Origin of the sequence: Thalassobacillus devorans, from assembly GCF_011761345.1 — a bacterium.
Classification (GTDB): domain Bacteria; phylum Bacillota; class Bacilli; order Bacillales; family Halobacillaceae; genus Thalassobacillus; species Thalassobacillus devorans.
In genome coordinates this window covers 535,467-555,285 of record NZ_JAASRY010000001.1, presented here as the reverse complement: position 1 = coordinate 555,285, position 19,819 = coordinate 535,467, and the positions used below count along the sequence as shown (strand labels likewise).

Annotated in this window: 11 protein-coding genes; all 11 read right to left on the bottom strand. The window is 43.8% G+C overall.

Translation table 11 applies throughout. The annotated features are described in order from the left end of the window. Window positions 1-62 precede the first annotated feature (62 nt). Window positions 63-3,410 carry a GH36-type glycosyl hydrolase domain-containing protein gene (locus tag FHS45_RS02710; protein WP_062445108.1) on the bottom strand — a complete coding sequence of 1,116 codons (3,348 nt, stop codon included), beginning with the start codon at window positions 3,408-3,410 and terminating at the stop codon, window positions 63-65. A gap of 495 nt (window positions 3,411-3,905) precedes the next feature. After that, complete coding sequence (locus tag FHS45_RS02705) at window positions 3,906-4,865, bottom strand: carbohydrate ABC transporter permease (protein ID WP_062445106.1); 960 nt, start codon at window positions 4,863-4,865, stop codon at window positions 3,906-3,908. Between the two features lie 13 nt (window positions 4,866-4,878). Beyond that, on the bottom strand, window positions 4,879-5,745 hold the full coding sequence (locus FHS45_RS02700; protein WP_062445103.1) for a carbohydrate ABC transporter permease: 867 nt from the start codon (window positions 5,743-5,745) through the stop codon (window positions 4,879-4,881). Further along, a complete protein-coding gene (locus FHS45_RS02695; RefSeq protein WP_062445102.1) occupies window positions 5,742-8,012 on the bottom strand; it encodes a DUF5696 domain-containing protein in 2,271 nt (756 codons plus the stop codon). The genes FHS45_RS02700 and FHS45_RS02695 overlap by 4 nt, the downstream gene beginning before the upstream one ends. Continuing rightward, the gene (locus FHS45_RS02690; RefSeq protein ID WP_062445100.1) at window positions 8,005-10,026 is read right to left on the bottom strand and encodes a YIP1 family protein; all 2,022 of its coding nucleotides are present in this window, start codon (window positions 10,024-10,026) and stop codon (window positions 8,005-8,007) included. Before FHS45_RS02690 ends, FHS45_RS02695 begins: the two co-directional genes overlap by 8 nt. 18 nt (window positions 10,027-10,044) lie before the next feature. After that, window positions 10,045-10,923, bottom strand: a complete 879-nt coding sequence (locus FHS45_RS02685; RefSeq protein WP_062445098.1) for a carbohydrate ABC transporter permease — start codon at window positions 10,921-10,923, stop codon at window positions 10,045-10,047. 29 nt (window positions 10,924-10,952) lie between these two features. Next, window positions 10,953-11,840, bottom strand: a complete 888-nt coding sequence (locus FHS45_RS02680) for a carbohydrate ABC transporter permease (protein ID WP_062445096.1) — start codon at window positions 11,838-11,840, stop codon at window positions 10,953-10,955. After that, on the bottom strand, window positions 11,833-14,757 hold the full coding sequence (locus FHS45_RS02675) for an extracellular solute-binding protein (protein ID WP_208416245.1): 2,925 nt from the start codon (window positions 14,755-14,757) through the stop codon (window positions 11,833-11,835). The genes FHS45_RS02680 and FHS45_RS02675 overlap by 8 nt, the downstream gene beginning before the upstream one ends. A 30-nt stretch (window positions 14,758-14,787) precedes the next feature. Continuing rightward, the gene (locus tag FHS45_RS02670; RefSeq protein WP_062445094.1) at window positions 14,788-16,167 is read right to left on the bottom strand and encodes an ABC transporter substrate-binding protein; all 1,380 of its coding nucleotides are present in this window, start codon (window positions 16,165-16,167) and stop codon (window positions 14,788-14,790) included. Window positions 16,168-16,205: 38 nt separating this feature from the next. Continuing rightward, a complete protein-coding gene (locus tag FHS45_RS02665) occupies window positions 16,206-18,542 on the bottom strand; it encodes a beta-galactosidase (RefSeq protein ID WP_258953992.1) in 2,337 nt (778 codons plus the stop codon). Between the two features lie 22 nt (window positions 18,543-18,564). Continuing rightward, window positions 18,565-19,554 (bottom strand): LacI family DNA-binding transcriptional regulator, encoded by a 990-nt coding sequence (locus FHS45_RS02660; RefSeq protein ID WP_062445090.1) that lies wholly within the window; start codon window positions 19,552-19,554, stop codon window positions 18,565-18,567. Window positions 19,555-19,819: the final 265 nt, after the last annotated feature.

The following is a 19,819-nucleotide window of genomic DNA, read 5'->3' as shown; positions in this document are numbered from 1 at the left end:
CCTTATGAAAATTTGATGGATAAGGCCCCCTATTCACAGAACAAGAGGCTTCACCGGCTAATTTATAGGTAAATAGCGATCACATTACTTTCTTTATTTAGTTTACTTTCAACTTCCTTGCTGCTGATTCTGACTCCGCCTTCACGGTAGATATTTTTAAGCCGTTCGGCATTTTCTGCCGGCTGACCATTGATGGCGACACGTTTTTCTCCATCGTTAAAGTGATAGTTAAAGGTGACGGCTTGACCATGCCATTGGAAATCAAATGTTAAGCCGTCAAATTCGTCTGGAAGTACCGGATCGATGACAAGGTCTCCTTCTTCCTCACGAATGCCGAGGCAATTGGAAATCAATTGATTCATATAGATGCCAGGCCCGCTGGAATAGATGCGCCATCCGCCTTTGACTGGAACGGAACCGTCACGGAGCTTGTCAAAGTTTTCATCCGCTTCATAACGTGTGTTGAACTTCCCATCTGAACTGCTGAAGTAGGCATTGCTTTGTCTGATTTCCGCATTTGGAACGACATCTCTGATCCCGATCGGATTTATCATTTGTAACCCCTGCCACACTTCCTCTTGTTTCCCGAGTTTTGCCATTGCCTCGACGAAACGGATATGGGCATGGACATATTGCAGCCCGATTTCACGGCCGAAGTTGGAGGCTTGTTCGGCACGTTTGAAATGTGTGCTGACTCCTCCGATGTAATTGGCCGGACGGTTCATCAAACGTACACCATCAGGACAATATAGTTTTTCCTTGATCAATTGATAGTGTTTCTCTGCCTGTTCCGCATTCAATAATTCACTGATGATGCTTCGCTGCATCGGTAAAAGACGATAGTCGATACCTGTCTTTTTGTCTTCCGGATGGAGCATCATTTCTGCTTCCCCTGGCTTTTCCATAAAGACAAACCCTGGGAGCACATCTGTTTTCAGCATATACTTTTTATAGTCTTTTTCAATCCCGGAGGCGATGGAGGCCAGTTCTCCTGCATATTGTTCGTCGAAGGCTTCAAGGACTTCAGCCAGCTTGTCCACCACTTGATAGGTCAGGGCAACTGTCCAGCTGCTCACCATGAACTGCTTCAACTGAGCGTTTGCAGGCTGCAGGGTGTCATCCCAATCCCCGTCACCATAAGAAGATAAATACGTGTCATGCAGGAAATGTTCTTTGATGTAATTGATTTCCTTTTTCGCGTGATCAAGGATTGTTGCTGTCTCTTCTGTCAGCTCAAAACCTTCGTCCCGCTTCGAGTATGGAACCCTTTCTTCCAGCAAATTATAATCCCCGGTTGCCGCTAAGTAATCACCTAACACTTTCAGCGGCCAGACGATGACATCCCCGTGGCTCTCGCCTGCCTGAATATGCGCGTACTTATCGAACATGAACCATTGCGGCCAGTTTCCATCTTCTTCAAATTGATGCGTATATACCGTCTTTATGATTTCCTTGACCGACGTATAGTTTTGCGTCGCCATGAAGTATTCCGTCGGACCTTGACAAACATCCCTGGTTCCCCAGGCCGCCCCGCTATATTGTTCTAATCCATGGGGTACGGAGAAATGAACGAGCATATTATGGGTATACCACCAGGCGAGTGCATTCACTTTATCCATTTCCTCCGTGATTTCACCTTTGCTGGAAAGTCGGAAACCGTTCATCACTTTACGATAGTAGCTGCGATATCTCTCAATTTCTTCAACTGCTGATCGTTCCTCGACAGGCAGCTCTTTCCCGTGAAGCTGCCCTTGAAAAATCATAGTCCAGTCACTGGAAGCTTCCAGATCACAGACAACAAGGGAAGCTGCTCCTGGTTTTACATTCGTAACAAGCTTTTGTTCATCCACTAAATCGAATGTTGTTCCCTCCACATGAAGCTTGTAAGTAAGATTCGGGTAAATGCCAGCGTTCATGGAAGACTCATCTGCGGTAATCGTAATCACTTGACCGTCTCGATCCACATGATACGGTACTTCATATTCGTTTGGATGCATAACGACCTGGTTCGTCACCAGGTAGCGATATTTCTGTCCGCTTTCTGTTTGGACATGCAGTCGCACTTCCGGTGTATCTACTGTTGTGTAGCTGGTAATGATGAACATGTCTTTATCTGTTTTATAGTACCAGCGGGCATAATTAAAGCCGATTTCATAAACGGACGGCAATGTCAGCAATTCATAAGAACCCTCGATTTCAACATAAATCCGCTGTCCTGACGTTTTCAACACATTTAGTGCATTGCGGGCATTAGTTAAAAGTTTGTTGAAATTGGTATTACCGACTACCAGTTGCGCATTGAAAATGCCGTACATCCAGGATGTAGAGGTGATCGTATCTTCTTTGAGCCGGTCATTCAAACCCGACATCACAATATGGCCTTGTGGACGTTCTAACAGCCGTTCTTTTTCTTTCAAAACTACATGTTCATGGGTATCAGTAAAAAAGGACAACAATTCATTGCCTTCCCATTCTTCCTGATGGCGGTTCGGATAATAGTGATTGATATCATCGAGGCTCATCGTTTCCCCGACAATATTGCTTCCGATGCCGGAAGCTTTACTCACCTTCTCCGCAGGTGCTTGAGGTGAAGCTTCCTTCGCTTTCACCTGGGCCCAGGCTTCATTGATGATTTCCTGGTATTCCAACTCAGACACTGCCTCTTCTTGATTTCCCCGAAAATACCCATAAAAGACAAATTCGCGGGAACCAGCCAACGTCACTTTTTCCGATTGCAAAGCTGTATAGGCAAATTCATATTGATACACTTCATTAGGAAGTGTATCCTCAGTTAAAGCAGCTGGTCGATCTGTTTCTTTATAGTTTTTTCCGAAGAATTGGAATCCGTCTGTTGCATAACCGACTATCGGGGTCAGCGATCCTTGCTGTAAATACGGAAAACCGGTCGATTGCTGTTGGTTTTGACGGGAACAGACCACAAATCCTTTCTCGTCATCCTCAAATATCCGGTGATCGATATATTGGGAGATGTACGCTTCATTATTTCTTAGGGCACCTTTTTCTGCTATCCCAATATCTTGTCCATAGATGACGTCGATTTCGATTCCATCGCCATCCACCTGGACGTCCCAAAACCAGACACCGTGATCCGTCAAATGAAAATCAACGGTATAATCGATGTCTTCAACCGAACCCGTCCAAGTTACCTGGTCGTCACCGAAAGCCACTTCACTTGGAGAAGCTGTACCTAGTAAGGGATAAGCCTGAATACCGTTTTCCCTATAGATTCGTAAGTAAAGGTTATTCAACGACCCATCCACAGGATTAGATATCAGCTGGTTGATCATGACAGACTGGAAAGTCGCTTCCTGAATATCACCGCTTGGCAAAAAAGAAAAACAATAATTTCCCGCTGTCAGTTTAAAAGTAGAGTCAATCGTTATCGTCACTGCGCATTCCTCCGTTTTATGTTCATGTAAAATTCATATTGAAACGTTTCAATTCATAGCTAAAAAAATCTGTTGATGATAGTGATGTTATGGATGGTGAGGGAATTCACTCCCTTTCCGCGGACGAACGGTCAAGCCTCCTCGCGAAAACCACGCTGCGGGGTCTTGACTCGCCCGTTTTTCCGCAGGAGTGTCGCAAATTCCCTCACCATCCATACTAAACATGAGCTAGTCATTACCGAGGGAATACTTTAAATGCCTTTCCCATGTAAAATAAAAATCAGGGTTGTAACATTTGCAATGGTTCCATTAACCTTTTCTAACATAAAGGGGAGGGGAAATGGCGAGACTCCTGCGGGAAAAGAAGACAGGCAAGACCCCGCAGGGCTTTAAGCCCGAGGAGGCTTGCCGCCTTCCCCGCGGAAAGCGAGCTATTTCCCTGACCCGTTCCTCTCAGTATAGTAATGGTAACTGGCAAACAAGATGGAATAGTTATTATTCTCCTGTGATACCGGAACGGTCCACTCCTTCGACAAACCATTTCTGCGTAAAGAAATAGACGATCAAGAGCGGCAAAATTGAAAGCATCGTGCCGGCCATACTGATTCCTTCGTTGATGTTTTGCGTCGAGGTGTCTCCTGCATATAGCTGCTCAAACGTCGCATTGAATTTCCCTAACTCTATCGGTAACGTTGTCAGCGCATTCCCAAAGTAGAGACTGGCGAGCGCTGTTTCATTCCAATACCAGACGAATGAAAAGAGGAAAGAAATGATGATTGCCGGAACAGCCATCGGAATAGCAATCGTAATGAAAATACGAAAATTCCCTGCCCCATCCAAATGCGCCGCTTCTTCCAGCGCCTTTGGCATCATCCGGAAAAATTGATAGAAAATCAAGATGAAAATCGCACTGTTCAAACCTTGCCCAAACAAAGCCGGAAGTAAGAATGCGAGAATACTACCGATCAACTCCAGCTCATTGAAGAATACATACCTCGGTATCAACAGCACCTGAGGCGGTATTATAAACGTGATCAGCACCAGGACGAGTAATATTTTTTTGAGCGGAAATTCGAACCTGGCAAACCCATAACCGATCACCGCTGCTACCGCTGTTTGTGCAAGTGCTGGAATAACTGTTACGTACAGTGTTTCCAGTAAAGTTGGAAATAGATTCAACACCTTGTAGGCGACCTGATAATTTTCCGTGTAAAAAGTAGATGGAATCCAGCTGATCAATGGATTCAATAGATCTTCTAATGACTTGAAGCTGTAAGAACCCATGTAAATGATTGGAAAAAGATAGACAAATCCTATTCCGATCAAGAGGCTGTAGACAGCGAGTTTAAACAACAGCCCATTATTTCCTTGTACCCCGAGCAGGTAAGCCTTCGCTTTCGTAGAGTATTTATCGATCCTTTTTCTTTGAGCATGGGACAGCCTGGTATCCAGCATGTTCATCCCTCCTTTAATTGTATTTTTTATTACCCCTGGCAGCCATGACCCCTACACTGACAGCTAATACGAAAGCGATGACTAGAAAGTACATCCACGATAGTGCCGAAGCGTAACCAAAGCCGGTTGAAATTTCGAACATGTTCGCCTGGATATGGTCTACTACTGGATTCAATGCGAATACCGAGTAGGTGACAATCGTATAAATCAGATTGACGATGATCATTGGATAAAGCGTCGGTAAGGTCACTTTCCAAAAACACTCCCAGTTGGAGGCACCATCGATTTTTGCTGCTTCATAGATCTGCTTGTCCGTCTTTTGCAATGCCGCTAAGAAAATCAATATTTGGACACCTGAATACCAGAGAATGATGATGAGGTTATCCATCAAGTACACGAGAATCGTATTCAGCAGCCCGCCTGTGCTCGATAAGACCGTGGCAAAAATGGCATATTCCTCGATCGAAGGAATCGATGTTACGTCCTGGGCCATCAAGTCCGTGATTACCGGACCGCTGGCAATGATGACAGGCAGGAAGAATATGGTCCGGAAAAAACCCTTCATCCGGATCGGCTGATTGAGTAACAACGCAATAATCAACGAAAACACGATGATGATCGGCGTGGAAATGAGCAGCTCCCTCAGAAATTTGATCAAGATGGCTGTGAATTGACTATCGACAGTAAAAGCATAGACGTAATTTTCAAACTTGATGAAATCGGTCTTTATGCCGCTCGGCGTGATTTTCACCTTTTGAAAGCTTAGGAACAGAGAATAAATGAGCGGAAATGCCGTAAAGACCAGGAACCCAATAATCCAGGGAGATAAAAATGAGAGACCTATTAGACTTCGCTTCTTTTTCAGTGACATTTGCTTCATGATGGATTCCCCCGGTCGGTAACCGTATATCCTTTGGCTTTCACTTCGGTTCCCTCTATGTTTATATCTTCGTTGGTATAATTGACGATGACCGATTTTCCATTCGAATAACCGACTTCGACAACCCCTGTTTTATAGACATTCCGAGATGTTATAGTCTCTCCTTCGACTGGTCCCAGGCTTTCTTTCACCATTTTGTATTGCTCGACAATCGCTTCCTCCCAATCCTGGAACTGGGAGGTATAGAGATCTTCAGAAGGTGTGTGCATCAATTGGTGTGAAGGTTCCGTCGTCAAATAGAATGAAGGATAAGCACCGTATTCAATCATGCGCAGCACTTCATCCTCAGGACTATACTGGAAATTCGAAAAGGACGCATAGTAAGGAACATAACCTTTCAATACGATTTGCAAAAATGGAACGGTGTCTGTCACAAAACTATAATTGGACGAGTATAGCGGAATATCCAAGTAACGATCTGCTTCAGTAAGTAGATAGTCATTCGGTTGATATAACGAAAGAGAATCTACCGATGTCCGCAATTCTTCGAACATATCCTGATAGACTTCCATTACCTCAGGTCTCGTGGCGCCATTGTTAAAATCGGAGAATAATAGATTGGCACTGGAATCGACAGCTAAATTCTCCACCCCATTCTTCTCATATTCGGAGCGGTCATCCTTCGCTATTTCCAATGATTTTAATGGACTGAGATAATAAAAATCTGTCTCCCCATCTTTTCCTCCCATCGTCTCTGCGCTTATTTTTCTTGCAATGTCTGTTTTTCCAGAAAAACCGGACGCCCCATGATACGCCTTGGTATAATCCGTGTAATAATAAAGTGGAATCTCGTTATCTTTGAAAAAGTCATTTACATCACTGAACTCGGAATCACTGCCCAGTTCATTCTCAAACGGAAACTTCTTCGGCAATGTTCCTGTATAACCGCCTTCCGTCCAGCCACGATAAACGACATGCATATCTTCTACTTCCTGTTGTTTCAGTTGTTCTACATAGTCAGGCAAGTCCGTCACTTTCGTCATCGGCTGAACAGAATCTCGCAAAAGCCCGCTTTTCACTTCCCCGCCTAAAAATTCCAACCGGATATCTGCATGGTCTTCCCGGGCAGCGAGCATCTCCCGATCAAGCAAGTACTGCTGGTAGGTATGTGCCATCCCGACATAATTGGCGGCTTCATCTTCCAGGAACGTAATGCGCTCGTTTACATCAAATTCGTTTCTTTGTTCCTGATAGACATTATAGCCGCTCATATTTTTACTTGTTGGCTGATAATATTGATAGCGGTAATTATACTGGGCCGTGATCCAATGAAAGTCGGTTGCGATACCGGATGGATAGGCGATGATATCTGCGAACGTTTTTCCTTCATCAATCACATTGATAAAGCCGTTCTCATCAACTCCGTTCGTTACACCATATACTGGCATCGTAATTTTTTGAGCAGGATTCACTTGAACGTCTCCTTCTTCCTTTGCCGACCGTTTGAATCCTTCGTCATCTCCATAAATAGAAGCTCGATATGGCGCCATCGACTGCACTTGTTTTTCATCAAATCGCATGAGAGCCCCGCTCCCGTCTGGGATAAACAGGTAACCATCTGTGTCTGTACCTTCGACAGCACCTAAGAATGGGTAAAGCCTCATGGTGGCAAGTTTATTTTCATCCTCTTCAATCCCGTCTTGCGGAACATGGACTTCAATCGAATCGCCATCCAAATGGACGTCCAGCTGGACCGTAATTTCTGCATCTTCAAACGAGACCTTTGCGGAGAAACCATTGGCCTGTTTGGTTAGGGACACCTCGGATTCATTGGTCAAAATGCTTTCGGTCGACGATTTATCTTTATCATCGATATAATCAATTGTGATTGCCGAATGAGCCATTTGCGACCAGGTGTTGTTCAAATTATAATCCTTATCTTCTTCAAGACCCGAACTCCATAGATAGCCAGTATGTTTATTTTCTATTTTCAACGCTAAGGACTCCGGTTCTACATAAAGAGCGAGGTGATCATTCACTGCCACCTGCTCATATCCATCGAGTGAAACGGCATTATCTACGGTCGCTTCCTCATTTTCCGGCTGAGTGTACTGATTCGATTTATAACGGAACATTTCATTTGAACGCTTCTCCTGTTCCTCCGTTATATCTGTATCAGGATCATCATCGATCAGTGAGTTGGCGATTACTTGTATAGGAAATAACAGGACAACCACAAGTACAATCCATTTCCATTTGCTAGACACGAAGAATCACCTCCTCGATGATAGAAATTACAAAGTCAATTACCTGATCGAACAATACATAGAGAACAAAGAACACTAATACGGTAAGGAACATTCCGAACAAGGTGACCAGAATGTTTCGGACAGTTCCCCAGAAGGTAAAGTCATGAATCTCTTTGATCGTAGTAAACAAAATGATGACCGACCAGACGATGATGATTTGCATCGAAAATGTATAAATGAACGCCTCGTTAAAAGTAAGCACATTTGAGATCAGTGTCACAGGCAGTAAAAATAAAATGATCGGTGCCAGCGAGTAAATCGTACCGATGTAGACGTCTCGGAATTTACCTTCTCCGTCGGTGATTGTACTGACTAAATAGTTGACGACAATGAATAATAACAGTGGAATTAGAACGGTACCAATCTCAAAAAAGAAGTTGACGTTTTCCAGTATTCTATTGGTGAACAGGAAGCCCGTCCAATAGATTGTCAACAAGTATTCCACGACCAGCACGAGATACAGCAAGGTAGCGGATAAAATCGATACACGCTCATAGTTTTTCAAATAATAGACACTATCAATCGGATGCTTGATGAACCGCGTTAGAAACAACAGCTCATTAACAAGACTTTGTGCTTTGAACTTCTTCGTCTTTCTTCTGGCAGGTTCGAGAATGTTCTTCTTTTTATCAGCGTATCTAATCGCAAATCTGGCAGAAAAGAAAGCAAAGATAATCATAAAAGCACTAGCCAGGTTAGATTCAAGCCAACGGTAACGGATTTCCCAAAAGGCATTGGAATAGCCGCCCTTGTCATTGGCTAATTCGAATTCTTTCAGCGCCTCGTCATATTGCTGCTGTTTGTAAAGCGCCTCCCCTTTGGCCGTGTGGGCAAGGCCAAAAGAAGAGTTCAATCGAAGAATTTCATTCCAATATTTTTCACTCTCAACATAGTAGCCTTCTTCAAAAAGGGCTAAGCCCTGATGAAGTACAGTAGTGAATTCCGTCGGCTCATAGACCTGGATATTTCCTTGCTCCCGGTCAGTCACATACAACCGCCCCACCTCGTCCACTTCGATACTGGACGGCTGCATCGTTAATCCAAGGCGATTGTTTTCATTCGTTTTACCACCAAAAGAGAAGAGCAGATTACCCGAACTGTCATACTCATAGATGATGCCATCGTTTCCTATCGTATAGATGTTTCCGATCGAACCGACAGAAATGTCGACCAGGTTGTTCTCCTCTGTCATATCGGAAGGGAGCACATTTCCGCCAGCGATATTCAATTTGCGGATTGCTTCCCAGCTGGTGCCGGATGTTACTGTGTAGACCAGCCCTTGTTCATCTATCGATATGTTGCCTGAAGCAGGTGGTTCTTTCATGAATAGGTTTGCTTTTTGCCGCTGTGTCGTAATCATATCCTGCACGAACGTACCGACAGACGGCGGCAGGGTATTGGCCCCATAGTAACCAAGGAAGGTACCATCCTGACTTAATTGGATAATCCCGTTATTGGCACTTTCACCAATGATATAGATGTTCCCGCGTTTATCTACCGATACTTTTTCCGGCTTGTACGGAGCGCTTTTTCCGAATAATGGCGATTCTGGCCTTTCATACTCCTCGTCTAAATCACCATCTTCCTGGAATTTGAATACCTTCTGATTCCCATAATCTGCGACATATACATCGCCATTCCGGTCGGCGTGAACGCCCATTGGCTGATTCAGTACGTCTGTACCATATACCTTTAAGTCATTTCCTTCATTATCAAACTTAGTGACGGTTTTCGTACCGGAATCCGCGACGTAGATATAGCCCTCCTGATCGATATAAATATCTTCTGGATTGACAATTTCTGTACCTTTGGCAAATAGACCGATAGGGACATATGCTGTTTGCGTTTCGATAACATTTCCATCAGCTGTCAATGTTTCTGTTTTATAAGGGACAGAAACGGAAGCAGAGGAAAGTGTGGGAAACAATATGATCAACAAAAAGCTAAATACTGCAATGAAGAATTCCCTCATTTCCCTTCCTCCTAATAATTACTTGATTCCAGAGTGTGCCATCGTGTTCATGACTTTGCTTTGCATGAAGATGAAGATGATCAGGTTCGGTACAAACATGATCAATGATGCAGCAGCGGCCATCCCTTGCCCTGCCACAGAGTTGCCGCCTGTTTCTGCCGCTAATGTAGACATGAAAAAGGCGAATGTCTTCAAGTTTTCATCATCGACAAATAAGGTAGATGTCTCTGCATTATTCCACACAGCCTGGAAAGCAAGAATGGAAATAGTTGCAATGGCAGGTTTCACTAATGGAATGATGATTTTAAAGAAAATATGAAAATCATTGGCACCATCAATCCTTGCCGCTTCGATCAATTCATCCGGTATTTGGTCGATGAACTGTTTTACCAGAAACAATCCGACCGGCATCGCTAACAACGGAAAGATATGAGCGAAAAATGTATCCAATAATCCAACCTCATCGATCAACAAATAACGTGGAATAACGACTGCTGCCGGCACGAACATCAAGGCCAGCGTATTAATTTCAAACAACGTTTTCTTGAACTTGAAGTTCTTTTTCGAAAACACATAGCCAGCCATCGTACTGATCAACACCGTCAGGAAAACGACGATAACGGTGACAACGATACTGTTGAATAGATATCGGGACATTGGTACACCGGTAGCATTCGTGTTGCTGGCCAGGTCATAGAAATTCTGTAACGTAGGTTTCTGCACAAAGAACCGCGGTGGATAAGCAAACAGCTCATCAATCGGTTTGAATGCATGGGAAAAGATATAAACGATCGGAATGATCATCAATGTTGCCATTGGTATCAGAAAGAAGTAAAACTTCAATTGACTCCGGTGAAACCTGTCTGGATTTATTTTCGTACCATGAAAAGATGCCATTTCCCCACCCCTCTCAAGTTAGTAACCTATCAATCTTTTTCTGCAAATAACTTCATAGCCACCCGCGAAAAGCCATAAATGAACAAAAGCAATAGTACGGACAACGCGGCAGCGTAACCCATTTCGTAACGGATGAACCCAAAATCCTCCAAATGGTTGACGATCAACTGACCGGCATATTGCGGTGTCGGGTTCTGTCCTGAAAGCTCAACACCGATCGCCCCGGCCTGGAATGTCGTCACTACTGCCATTACGGCACCAAATAGCATTTGTGGTTTCATCGAAGGAATGGTGATATAAATTATTTCCTGAAAACGGTTCCTGATGCCGTCGATATAGGCGGCCTCATAGATTTCCTTATCAATGTTCAAAACACCGGATAACATAGCCAGGAACCCGACCCCCATACTCCCCCACAGGGTTACTAGAATCATGATGATCATCAAGTAATTCGGTGACTGCAGGAACTGGATCGGTTCATTGATGAACCCCATCGAGATCAATAAATTATTCAAATAACCGGTCTGATCTCCACTGAAAATGATTTTCCAAACGACGGCCATCGCCACACCCGCTGTCATGGACGGGGAAAATAGAATCAAGGCGAGTACCGTTCGAGGGCCTTTTGAAATCTGGGCAAGCATCCAGGCCAGTAAAAAGGCCAGGATGTACCCGCCAGGTCCGACAATCAGGGAAAAGATAAGGGTGTTCGGCAATACAAACTGCATGAACGTGTTGTCCTGCGTGATAATATTGACATAATTGGCCAACCCGATGAACGACGGCATTTCAATTGTATTGAAGTACGTAAATGACAAACCGATCGCAATCGCCACCGGGATAACAATGAAGGTTGTAAACAAGATCAAGTAAGGAGCCAGAAATACCGAGGTACTTAAATAATTTCTGTTATTCATCTGCTTCCAGCCACCTTTCAATCGTTTCTATCGTCGGAATGGTATACGGCTTGACCACTTCGCCATCATCCATATATCCGAACTCTTCAAGCTTCCTTCGCATTTCCCGGTTGATCAATATAACGCTGTCATCTACAGCAGCACGGGCATTTTCGCCATCAAACACGACCTTATTCCAGACGTTACTAATCTCACGTTCTACCATATAGGAGTATGGTGTTTTTGGTACTTCCCTCAAATACTCCCACTGCTCGAGCACGACTTCCTTGTGTTCCTGCGGTAAAGGCAATTGTTCAAACGACTGGAGGTTGGCTGTGTTCCACATATATTCCGGTCCGAATAACGTTTGTAACGTGACGGCGAATTCTGTCTGGGTTTCTGTTGACATCCACCACTTCAACAACTCCCAGGCATCTTCTTTTTTTCCGCTTCCGTCAAATATCATCGATGCCTGTCCAGAACCAGGGGCCCATCTTTCCACAGTTCCATCTTCCTGTTCGATACCAGGCTGTGGGGTGATATCCCACCACCCGGAGATTTCCGGGGCTGCTGTCGTAAGCTCGACGTAGGTTCCGAACGGCGCTACACCGATCGGAAGTGTCGAATACCGGAAATGGTTATAAAATCTCGGCACCTGCAAAGGCATGCTGTAAATCGTGCTTAAATCAGCCATGAACTGCATACCTTCCAATGCATTCTCTTCATCAATGGTCGTTCCCATGCCATCTTCTTCATATAGGCTTCCGCCAAATTGATAAATGAACGGAGAAGTAACCTGGAACGCTTTGAATGCAGATTCCTGAGCTAAAGGTGTATAATAATTCATTCCGTAACGCTGTAATTCCGGCAGTATTTCCGTAACCTCATCCCACGTATCTGGAATAGGAATATCCAATTCTTCCATGATATCTTTCCTATAAAACTGGACGAAGAAGTCCTGCGTTTCAGGCAATGCGTAGACACCGTCTTCGATCACTAACGGCAGGAAGGCACCTGGTGAAAATTGTTTCCCTACCTCGTTGAAATCATCGAATTGCCTTAAGTCAACGGCAGCTCCACGAATCGCGAGTTCATACGGCACCCAGTTACTGATTCCCAGCGCCAAATCCGGTTGCGTGTTGGCTGCGCTTGCAAGGACTAGTTTTTGTTCATCCGGCATCAATGAATATTTCACTTTGATTCCTGTTTGCTGAGTAAAATTCTGATCGGTGATGTTTTGAAGCAATTCAACATACTGTCTTGGGCGATTTACCCACACTTCAAGTGTGTCGTCCGCCACTTCAGTGGTAGCGAGATTATCCTCTCCGAATGATTGAAAGAAATTTACGACCGAGTCTTTCGCTTTTGTAAAAAATCCGGCCTCGGCATCGGGGAGTCCAGTATTTCCGTGGACATAGAAGCGATCCAATAACAATGGCTGGGCAGATAGGTCCATTGATATTTCACCCAGCAGCTGGGCTGCGGAGTTGGACCCTGTCGACAATTGGGTCAGCCGATTCGGAATCTCATCCGGTTCAGCTGCCAGCTTTTCTAACTTATCAATCGCGATATTCAACGAAGTAACTTCGGTTGAATCCTCCTCACCACTCAGGGCACGGAGATATGCCACTTCTTCTTTCAATTGTCCGGTCCAGCCTTTTATTTGTTGATCCACCCCAGGGATATATTCTTCCATCTTCCAATCACGGGTTCCCGACTGATTACCGATTAATTTTCGAATCGATAATGATAGCTTATCTATCTCCCGCATGACATCGTCGATCACGAATAAGACACGAGAATGTGGAGAAGGGTCTGCCTTCAGACTTATCTTGTTTGTTCCTTCTTCTAAATAAAAATAGAAAGGTTCTCCATCCTTGTTAGTCATGGTCTCGTTGTACCACTTATTACTATATTTGAATTGATAGTGCTCCACTTCCTCAAAAGGGACGCGGTCATTGATCAATAATTTCCGGTATACAGGGGATTTTGACTCTTTATCTTGTAACGCCTTGAATGTCAATTGATAGAATCCCTCTTCTTCTACCTCGACTTCCCAGCTGACCGTCTGTCCCGGCTCACTCCAGGACTCACCGCCAAATGTGTTCAATAATAAGTGGTCTTTGTCGTAAGGGTGGACGGATGGATCCTCTCTCGACTCCGGCCTGATATAAGAACTGTTTTTCTCAGAAGGATGTTCTGCTTCATATACATTCAGTTCCTTCTGTTTCTCTGCATCCGGATGATTGTCTACATAGCTTTGGTAATCAGGGATTTGTTCAGGAGAAGTTACATGAACATCTCCTACAAGCATCTCACCCCTTAAGTTAAGTAATGTAATCGTGTTTTTCCCTTCATTCAAATGGAACTTAAGCGGCCGCTTGTATAAATAAGTCGAATCCTCAGCCTTTACATGCGACCATTCCTGTATAGACTGCTGTTTCGGGATGATTTCATTTCCCAATCGATCTGTTTCGAAATCTTCTGTTTCATTTTTCCATTTACTTGGAAAAATGATCTGCCTGCTTTCTGAAAAGGGATAGTCGCCGTTAACCTGGATTGCACCCTCTATTGGCATTATCAAATCACCTTGTGGTAAATAATCAAAGCCAATCTCGTATAATCCTTCTTCTTCTACCTCGACTTCAACCGTTAATGATTTTTGATTACGCCAATAGAATACGCGATCCCCATAACCTTGGCTCTCCGTTGAGGGCAATAGTTCATCATCAATTCCTGTAAATGAAGAAGGTGAGATAGCACGCTCGAATGGAGCAGTGCTATCCAAACCTTGTTCCTTCCATTTGTTGAGTTCGAGGCGATAACTCTGTTCTTCTATTTGCTCGACAGCATCGGCTTCATCACCGTTAGCTTGAGTAACCGTTTGTGGAATAAAAAACAGTATTAACAGGGACCATAACAGCACCTTAGATTTCATGAAGTTACCTCCTCAACCTTTCTCAAAGCTTTACTCTCCGATTGCTTCAAGTTCTTCCTGGTATTTCTGATTAGCCAAGTCGTTTATTTGACCGGCATAATTTTCGATATTGATATCTCCTCTGGTACTTGCATCAATCAACGCACCAATCGTTGCATTTCCTTCGTCACCAACCGATACCCCTGTCGGTGCTTCCCAGCGTGCCTGTCCATAACCTGGTGTCGTTTTGAACGGCTCTACGACCGCACTTTCAATGTTCTCGTAGGCTTTCTCAAGTCCAGGTACGTCTACTGTTTCAAAATAAACATCCAATACTTCTTCATCGTTTAACATTGGTACACCATTCAGGCTGACTTCTTCTTCCTGCTCAGCAATTTCCATCCGCTTCATATCACCTTCTTTACCGAATCCCATCCATTTCGCTAACTCATATGCTTCTTCCGGATGCTCTGTCGCACTGGAAATACCATAGTAATCATGGGTAATTACAGTTCTATCACCTGGAATACCGATAAAGTCCCAATCGAAGTCTGCGTTCTGTTCATAGACGCCGATTGCCCAGCTGCCATCCCATCGGATTCCGATACCACTATTCATCCAAACTTCGTTGACATCTTCACCATCAAAACTGGCCTGCTCGTCTTCCGAAAGTGTTGCAAAAGCATATCCGTTTGTATTGATATTGCTTGCCACTTCGATTCCACTGATAAACTCATTGCTATCTAAATGGAAACCATCATTGAATGTATACCAGCCCATGTCCTCGCTTGCAGCAGCAGGGTACCATTCCGGAATTGCATTAGCTTCATTCAAGCCGATGACGCCCTGGTTGACGTTTGTAATATCTCTTACAGCTGATGTGAATTCATCGATGTTCATACCAAGATAAGGAACATCAAGGTTAGCTTCATTGAATAAATCTTTATTTACGTAATAACCAAGGATGTGCTGAGCGGAAGGAATGCCATAAACTGTACCGCTGTATTCGTTTGCTTCCTGTACAGTTTGAGGCAGGTTGCTATAATCTTCATCGGCTTCGACATACTCTGTCACATCCAGCATCCAGTCATTGGCAACACCAGTCGGAATGTGAGGAATGGCATACACATCTGGCATCTCACCGCCACTGGCTGCCGAAGCAAGCGATTCATTCCAAGGATCACTGATCGAATCATCAATTTCCACCTTGATGTTCGGGTGCTCTTCCATGAACGCTTCCAGCATCATACGATCCAGGTTCGCTTCCCCTTCTGAACCGAACGACCAGCTTGCAATAGTAAGTGTTACTTCTTCACCACTGTCACTGCCGCCATCTTCAGATTCTTTTCCTTCTGACTGGGAATCGTCCGAGCATGCCACCAAAAGTGCGAAAATCGCAAATAAAGATACAAGAGTAAACCATTTTTTCATCTTATACACCTCTTCTAATTTTTTGTAAATCAAAGGGCCTAAGTAGCTTCAACAAAATGGATGGTCACTTTCTCTTCCAATGATGGAAGCAGTTTGACTTTGTACTGATCGTCAGTTTTCTTTTCCACCTCCACTCCCACAGCTGCCAACGGCTGCCAACGGCTCGATTCAACCACAATTTCTTCCTCGGTCTGTTTCAGTTTCACATCCAGGGATAATGTATCTGTGGATTCACTAACACCAAAAACTTCTGCGGTTCCATAAATAAGTTGCACATCTTCCGTAAGTGGAATATGAACGGGAAGCATCAGGCCGCCCTTTGGCGGTACTGTAACCGATGCGCCACCAAATAAGGGCTGATCATCTTTAAAAACAGGAGTTTCCTTCTTGTATTCATCAAAATTATGAAGAAAAACAAAATAGCTATCGTTATCTATTGCTCTTACAGAGACATCCAGTTCCTGCTCCAAGTTAAAGTTGCTTGTTATGCCTACACGGTCAGCCAGCTGTTGAACAACATCATATTTATAATGGTAATTAAGCTCCAAGCCGACACCGAATACAATCAGCCTTCCTTTTCCTAACCTTTTTTCAAAGGCTGCCACACTTTTTTCTTCATCTTCCGACCAGGCAAATGCACCATCATCCACCTCGAATGTCTCCATGTATGTCGTTTGGACACTGTCAATGTCACCAACTGTGGCAAAACCTGTCTTCCTGCCTCTCAAGCCGACATCAATGTAATCCTTCAACAACGTACACTGGTTGTTGTTCACATCCTTAGTCGGAATAGACGGGAACAAGACCAGTTTTCCGCCATCTTCCAGATAATCAATCAGCTTCTGCTGTACATCGGCATGCATCCAGTTCATCGAGAACATCCACAGCGTCGGCACTTCTTCCACATTGATCCGCTTGCTGTTTTGAATATTGAGACTATCAAAAATGATGTTATTTACCCGCAACCCCCTTGCTACACCGTTGTAGATATTGAGATCCCGCTCCTGTTGAAACGTTTCAATAATCGTGGAAGAAAAAAGATTACTATATTCCGTCATGTAGTAATCCGGATAAAACGCCACACAGGTATCAATGGTTTGTTTCGAATCGAGTAACGGTTTTTCAAATGTTTGAAACATCCTGCCTAAATGTTGGATGGCTTGAAAATGGGGCTTTTTTTCTCCAGAAGCTGACAGCGGCGCCTGCCATTCATGCCTTCTTCCATTCAAACCGATATTTTCATAGTTTTCGCCACCGGTGAACATATAGTAATTAACGCCATTCATCCCATTTGCAAAACATAGACGTGTCGTTAAATCAAAAGTACTCGGCTGCAGTCGCGGCTTGTCCGAAGAACATCCCCCCTGGAATTCAGCAGAAAAGAGAGGCTGATCCGGCGACTGGATCGATTTCGTAAAAGCGTTAGCCAGTACAATATCTACATAATTATCAAACTCAATATTGCCAATGTAATAATCGCCTGCCATCATGGTATTTTCCATTTTGGCCGCTTCCAACAATTGCGCAACACCAATCGGATACATGGTTCCCCTTTTCAGATAATCAATCGTATGAAATCCGTGTATATTGACGATCCACGGAACGTTTATCCCATTTTGCTTCGCCAGTTCTTTCAGGTGCTCGAGGTACATTCGATAATGACTTCGCATAAATAGGTAATACTCATTTTTTAATAGTTGTGCGGCAGGTTCCTCGGGATGTTTCAGCATGTAGTTGGCAGGTTCATCAACTTTGCAGGCAGTTTCGTAAACTTCCTGGTTCGTAGAATCGTCTACTTGTTTGTCATATAAGTATTGTTCGAATTGTTGGATTGTTACTTCATTGTAATCACCCTGGTTGGTAACCCAATGGAACATACCGACTTCATTGTCAAGCTGGAACATAATGACTGGGCCACCCGCATCAACCTGAAAAGGCTTAATGATGGAACAGACTTCGCTGTACCAGCGCTCCACCTTGCCTAAAAAGGTCGGGTGCATATAACTGACCACCCTGGTTGGATGCGCCTTCCCTTCGTCTGTCTGCGCCAGTGCCACCGGGTAATTTTCAATGAACCATGTCGGAACCCCATGATCAACAATTTCTGCCATTACATAGGGGCCCGGTCGGACAAGACAATACATATCCTCTTCAGAAACCACTTGTAAAAATGACTGAAAATCGCGTTCACCCCTCGTTTCCCCTGTAAGGTCAATGGAGCCCTCTTCATATTCATGGAACATCCACGGCACATAGGTACTGATCATATTGATTCCGGCATCTTTCGCTTCCTGGATTCGGCTGCGCCAATCCTGTTTAGGAATACGGAAATAATGAAGTTCAGCCCCATAAAGCAAGGTTTCCTTCCCATTAATAATGATTTTTTCGCTTTCTACTTTAATCTCTCATCACTCCTTTCAAGCTTGATTCCCTCGGAATAAATTCAATCGTAATCTCCTCCTCTGCAACAGCGTGTTTTTTCTCCAGCATATGGAACAACGTTTCTGCAGCAATCCGTCCCCATTGTTTCTTTTGAACACAGACGGTTGATAAAGACGGGTGGAAATAGCGAGATAAGTCAATATCATCAAAACCGGTAAAAGCGATATCTTCCGGGACTTTCATGCCTTTTTGCTGAACAGCTTTAATCGCCCCCATCGCCATTTCATCATTGGCAGAAACAAACGCTGTCGGATAATCAGCTTCCTTATCCAGATATTCTTTCATGCATAGAAGACCGCTGATTTCTGTGAAATCAGCCCTGAGTAAATCTTTCTTATCAAAACTCAAACCTCTAGTGGCAAGGGATTCCTTGAATCCTTCCAAACGACTTTCACCATCAAACGACTCTTCAGAACCGGCAATAAAACCGATTCGCTGATGCCCTTCTTCTACAAGATGATCAACTACTTGCTTCATGCCATGTTTGTTCGGAAGTAAAACCTGGCTGATGTGAGGATTCTCCAAGTCCCGATCCAGCACAACTAACGGAAACTTTTCACTCGCTAGGCTGTCCAACAATTCATCGGCGATATGATAGTTCAGGATGATGGCACCATCCACATATTGTTCCAGCAACAAACGATGCTTATCATCCGAGGCACATACGACCATCTCATAACCATTCTTGATGACCGTAACCTGTATTCCTTCTAACAATTCGTTAAAAAACGGTCCCGTGAATCCACTTAAGAAAAAGCCGATGATATGGGTTTTGTTCTTCTTTAAATTTTTGGCATTTCCATTGGGGCGATAGCCTAGTTCTTTCGCCGCCGCCAAAACCTTTTCTTTTGTTTCTTCCGTGATAAGCTTACTTCCATTCATTACATAAGAAGTAGTTGCAACACTGACACCAGCTTTTTTCGCTACATCCTTCAAAGTAGCCAATATATTCCCTCTTCTCCAGCATTCATCTGCAAGTTAACATTTCATTGAAACGTTTCAATGAAAATTATAGCTTGTTAGGAAAGCGATTTCAATACAATTTTCAGAAATTTTTTAATGTTTGTTGTAATTTAGTCTATTAGTGCTATTTATTGGTTTGATCTACCATTTTTTTAAGCATAAACCAACTTGTGAAATGCGCGATCTCGAGATATTTCAGGTCCGTAATAAATCTGGACTATACAAACACAGCGCTGGATCAACCTTT

What these genes read in the sequence shown, in the direction of transcription:
- FHS45_RS02705 (WP_062445106.1), bottom strand. Translation starts at nt 4,865, where the DNA reads ATGCTGGATACCAGGCTGTCCCATGCTCAAAGAAAAAGGATCGATAAA.
- FHS45_RS02700 (WP_062445103.1), bottom strand. Translation starts at nt 5,745, where the DNA reads ATGAAGCAAATGTCACTGAAAAAGAAGCGAAGTCTAATAGGTCTCTCA.
- FHS45_RS02690 (WP_062445100.1), bottom strand. Translation starts at nt 10,026, where the DNA reads ATGAGGGAATTCTTCATTGCAGTATTTAGCTTTTTGTTGATCATATTG.
- FHS45_RS02685 (WP_062445098.1), bottom strand. Translation starts at nt 10,923, where the DNA reads ATGGCATCTTTTCATGGTACGAAAATAAATCCAGACAGGTTTCACCGG.
- FHS45_RS02680 (WP_062445096.1), bottom strand. Translation starts at nt 11,840, where the DNA reads ATGAATAACAGAAATTATTTAAGTACCTCGGTATTTCTGGCTCCTTAC.
- FHS45_RS02675 (WP_208416245.1), bottom strand. Translation starts at nt 14,757, where the DNA reads ATGAAATCTAAGGTGCTGTTATGGTCCCTGTTAATACTGTTTTTTATT.
- FHS45_RS02670 (WP_062445094.1), bottom strand. Translation starts at nt 16,167, where the DNA reads ATGAAAAAATGGTTTACTCTTGTATCTTTATTTGCGATTTTCGCACTT.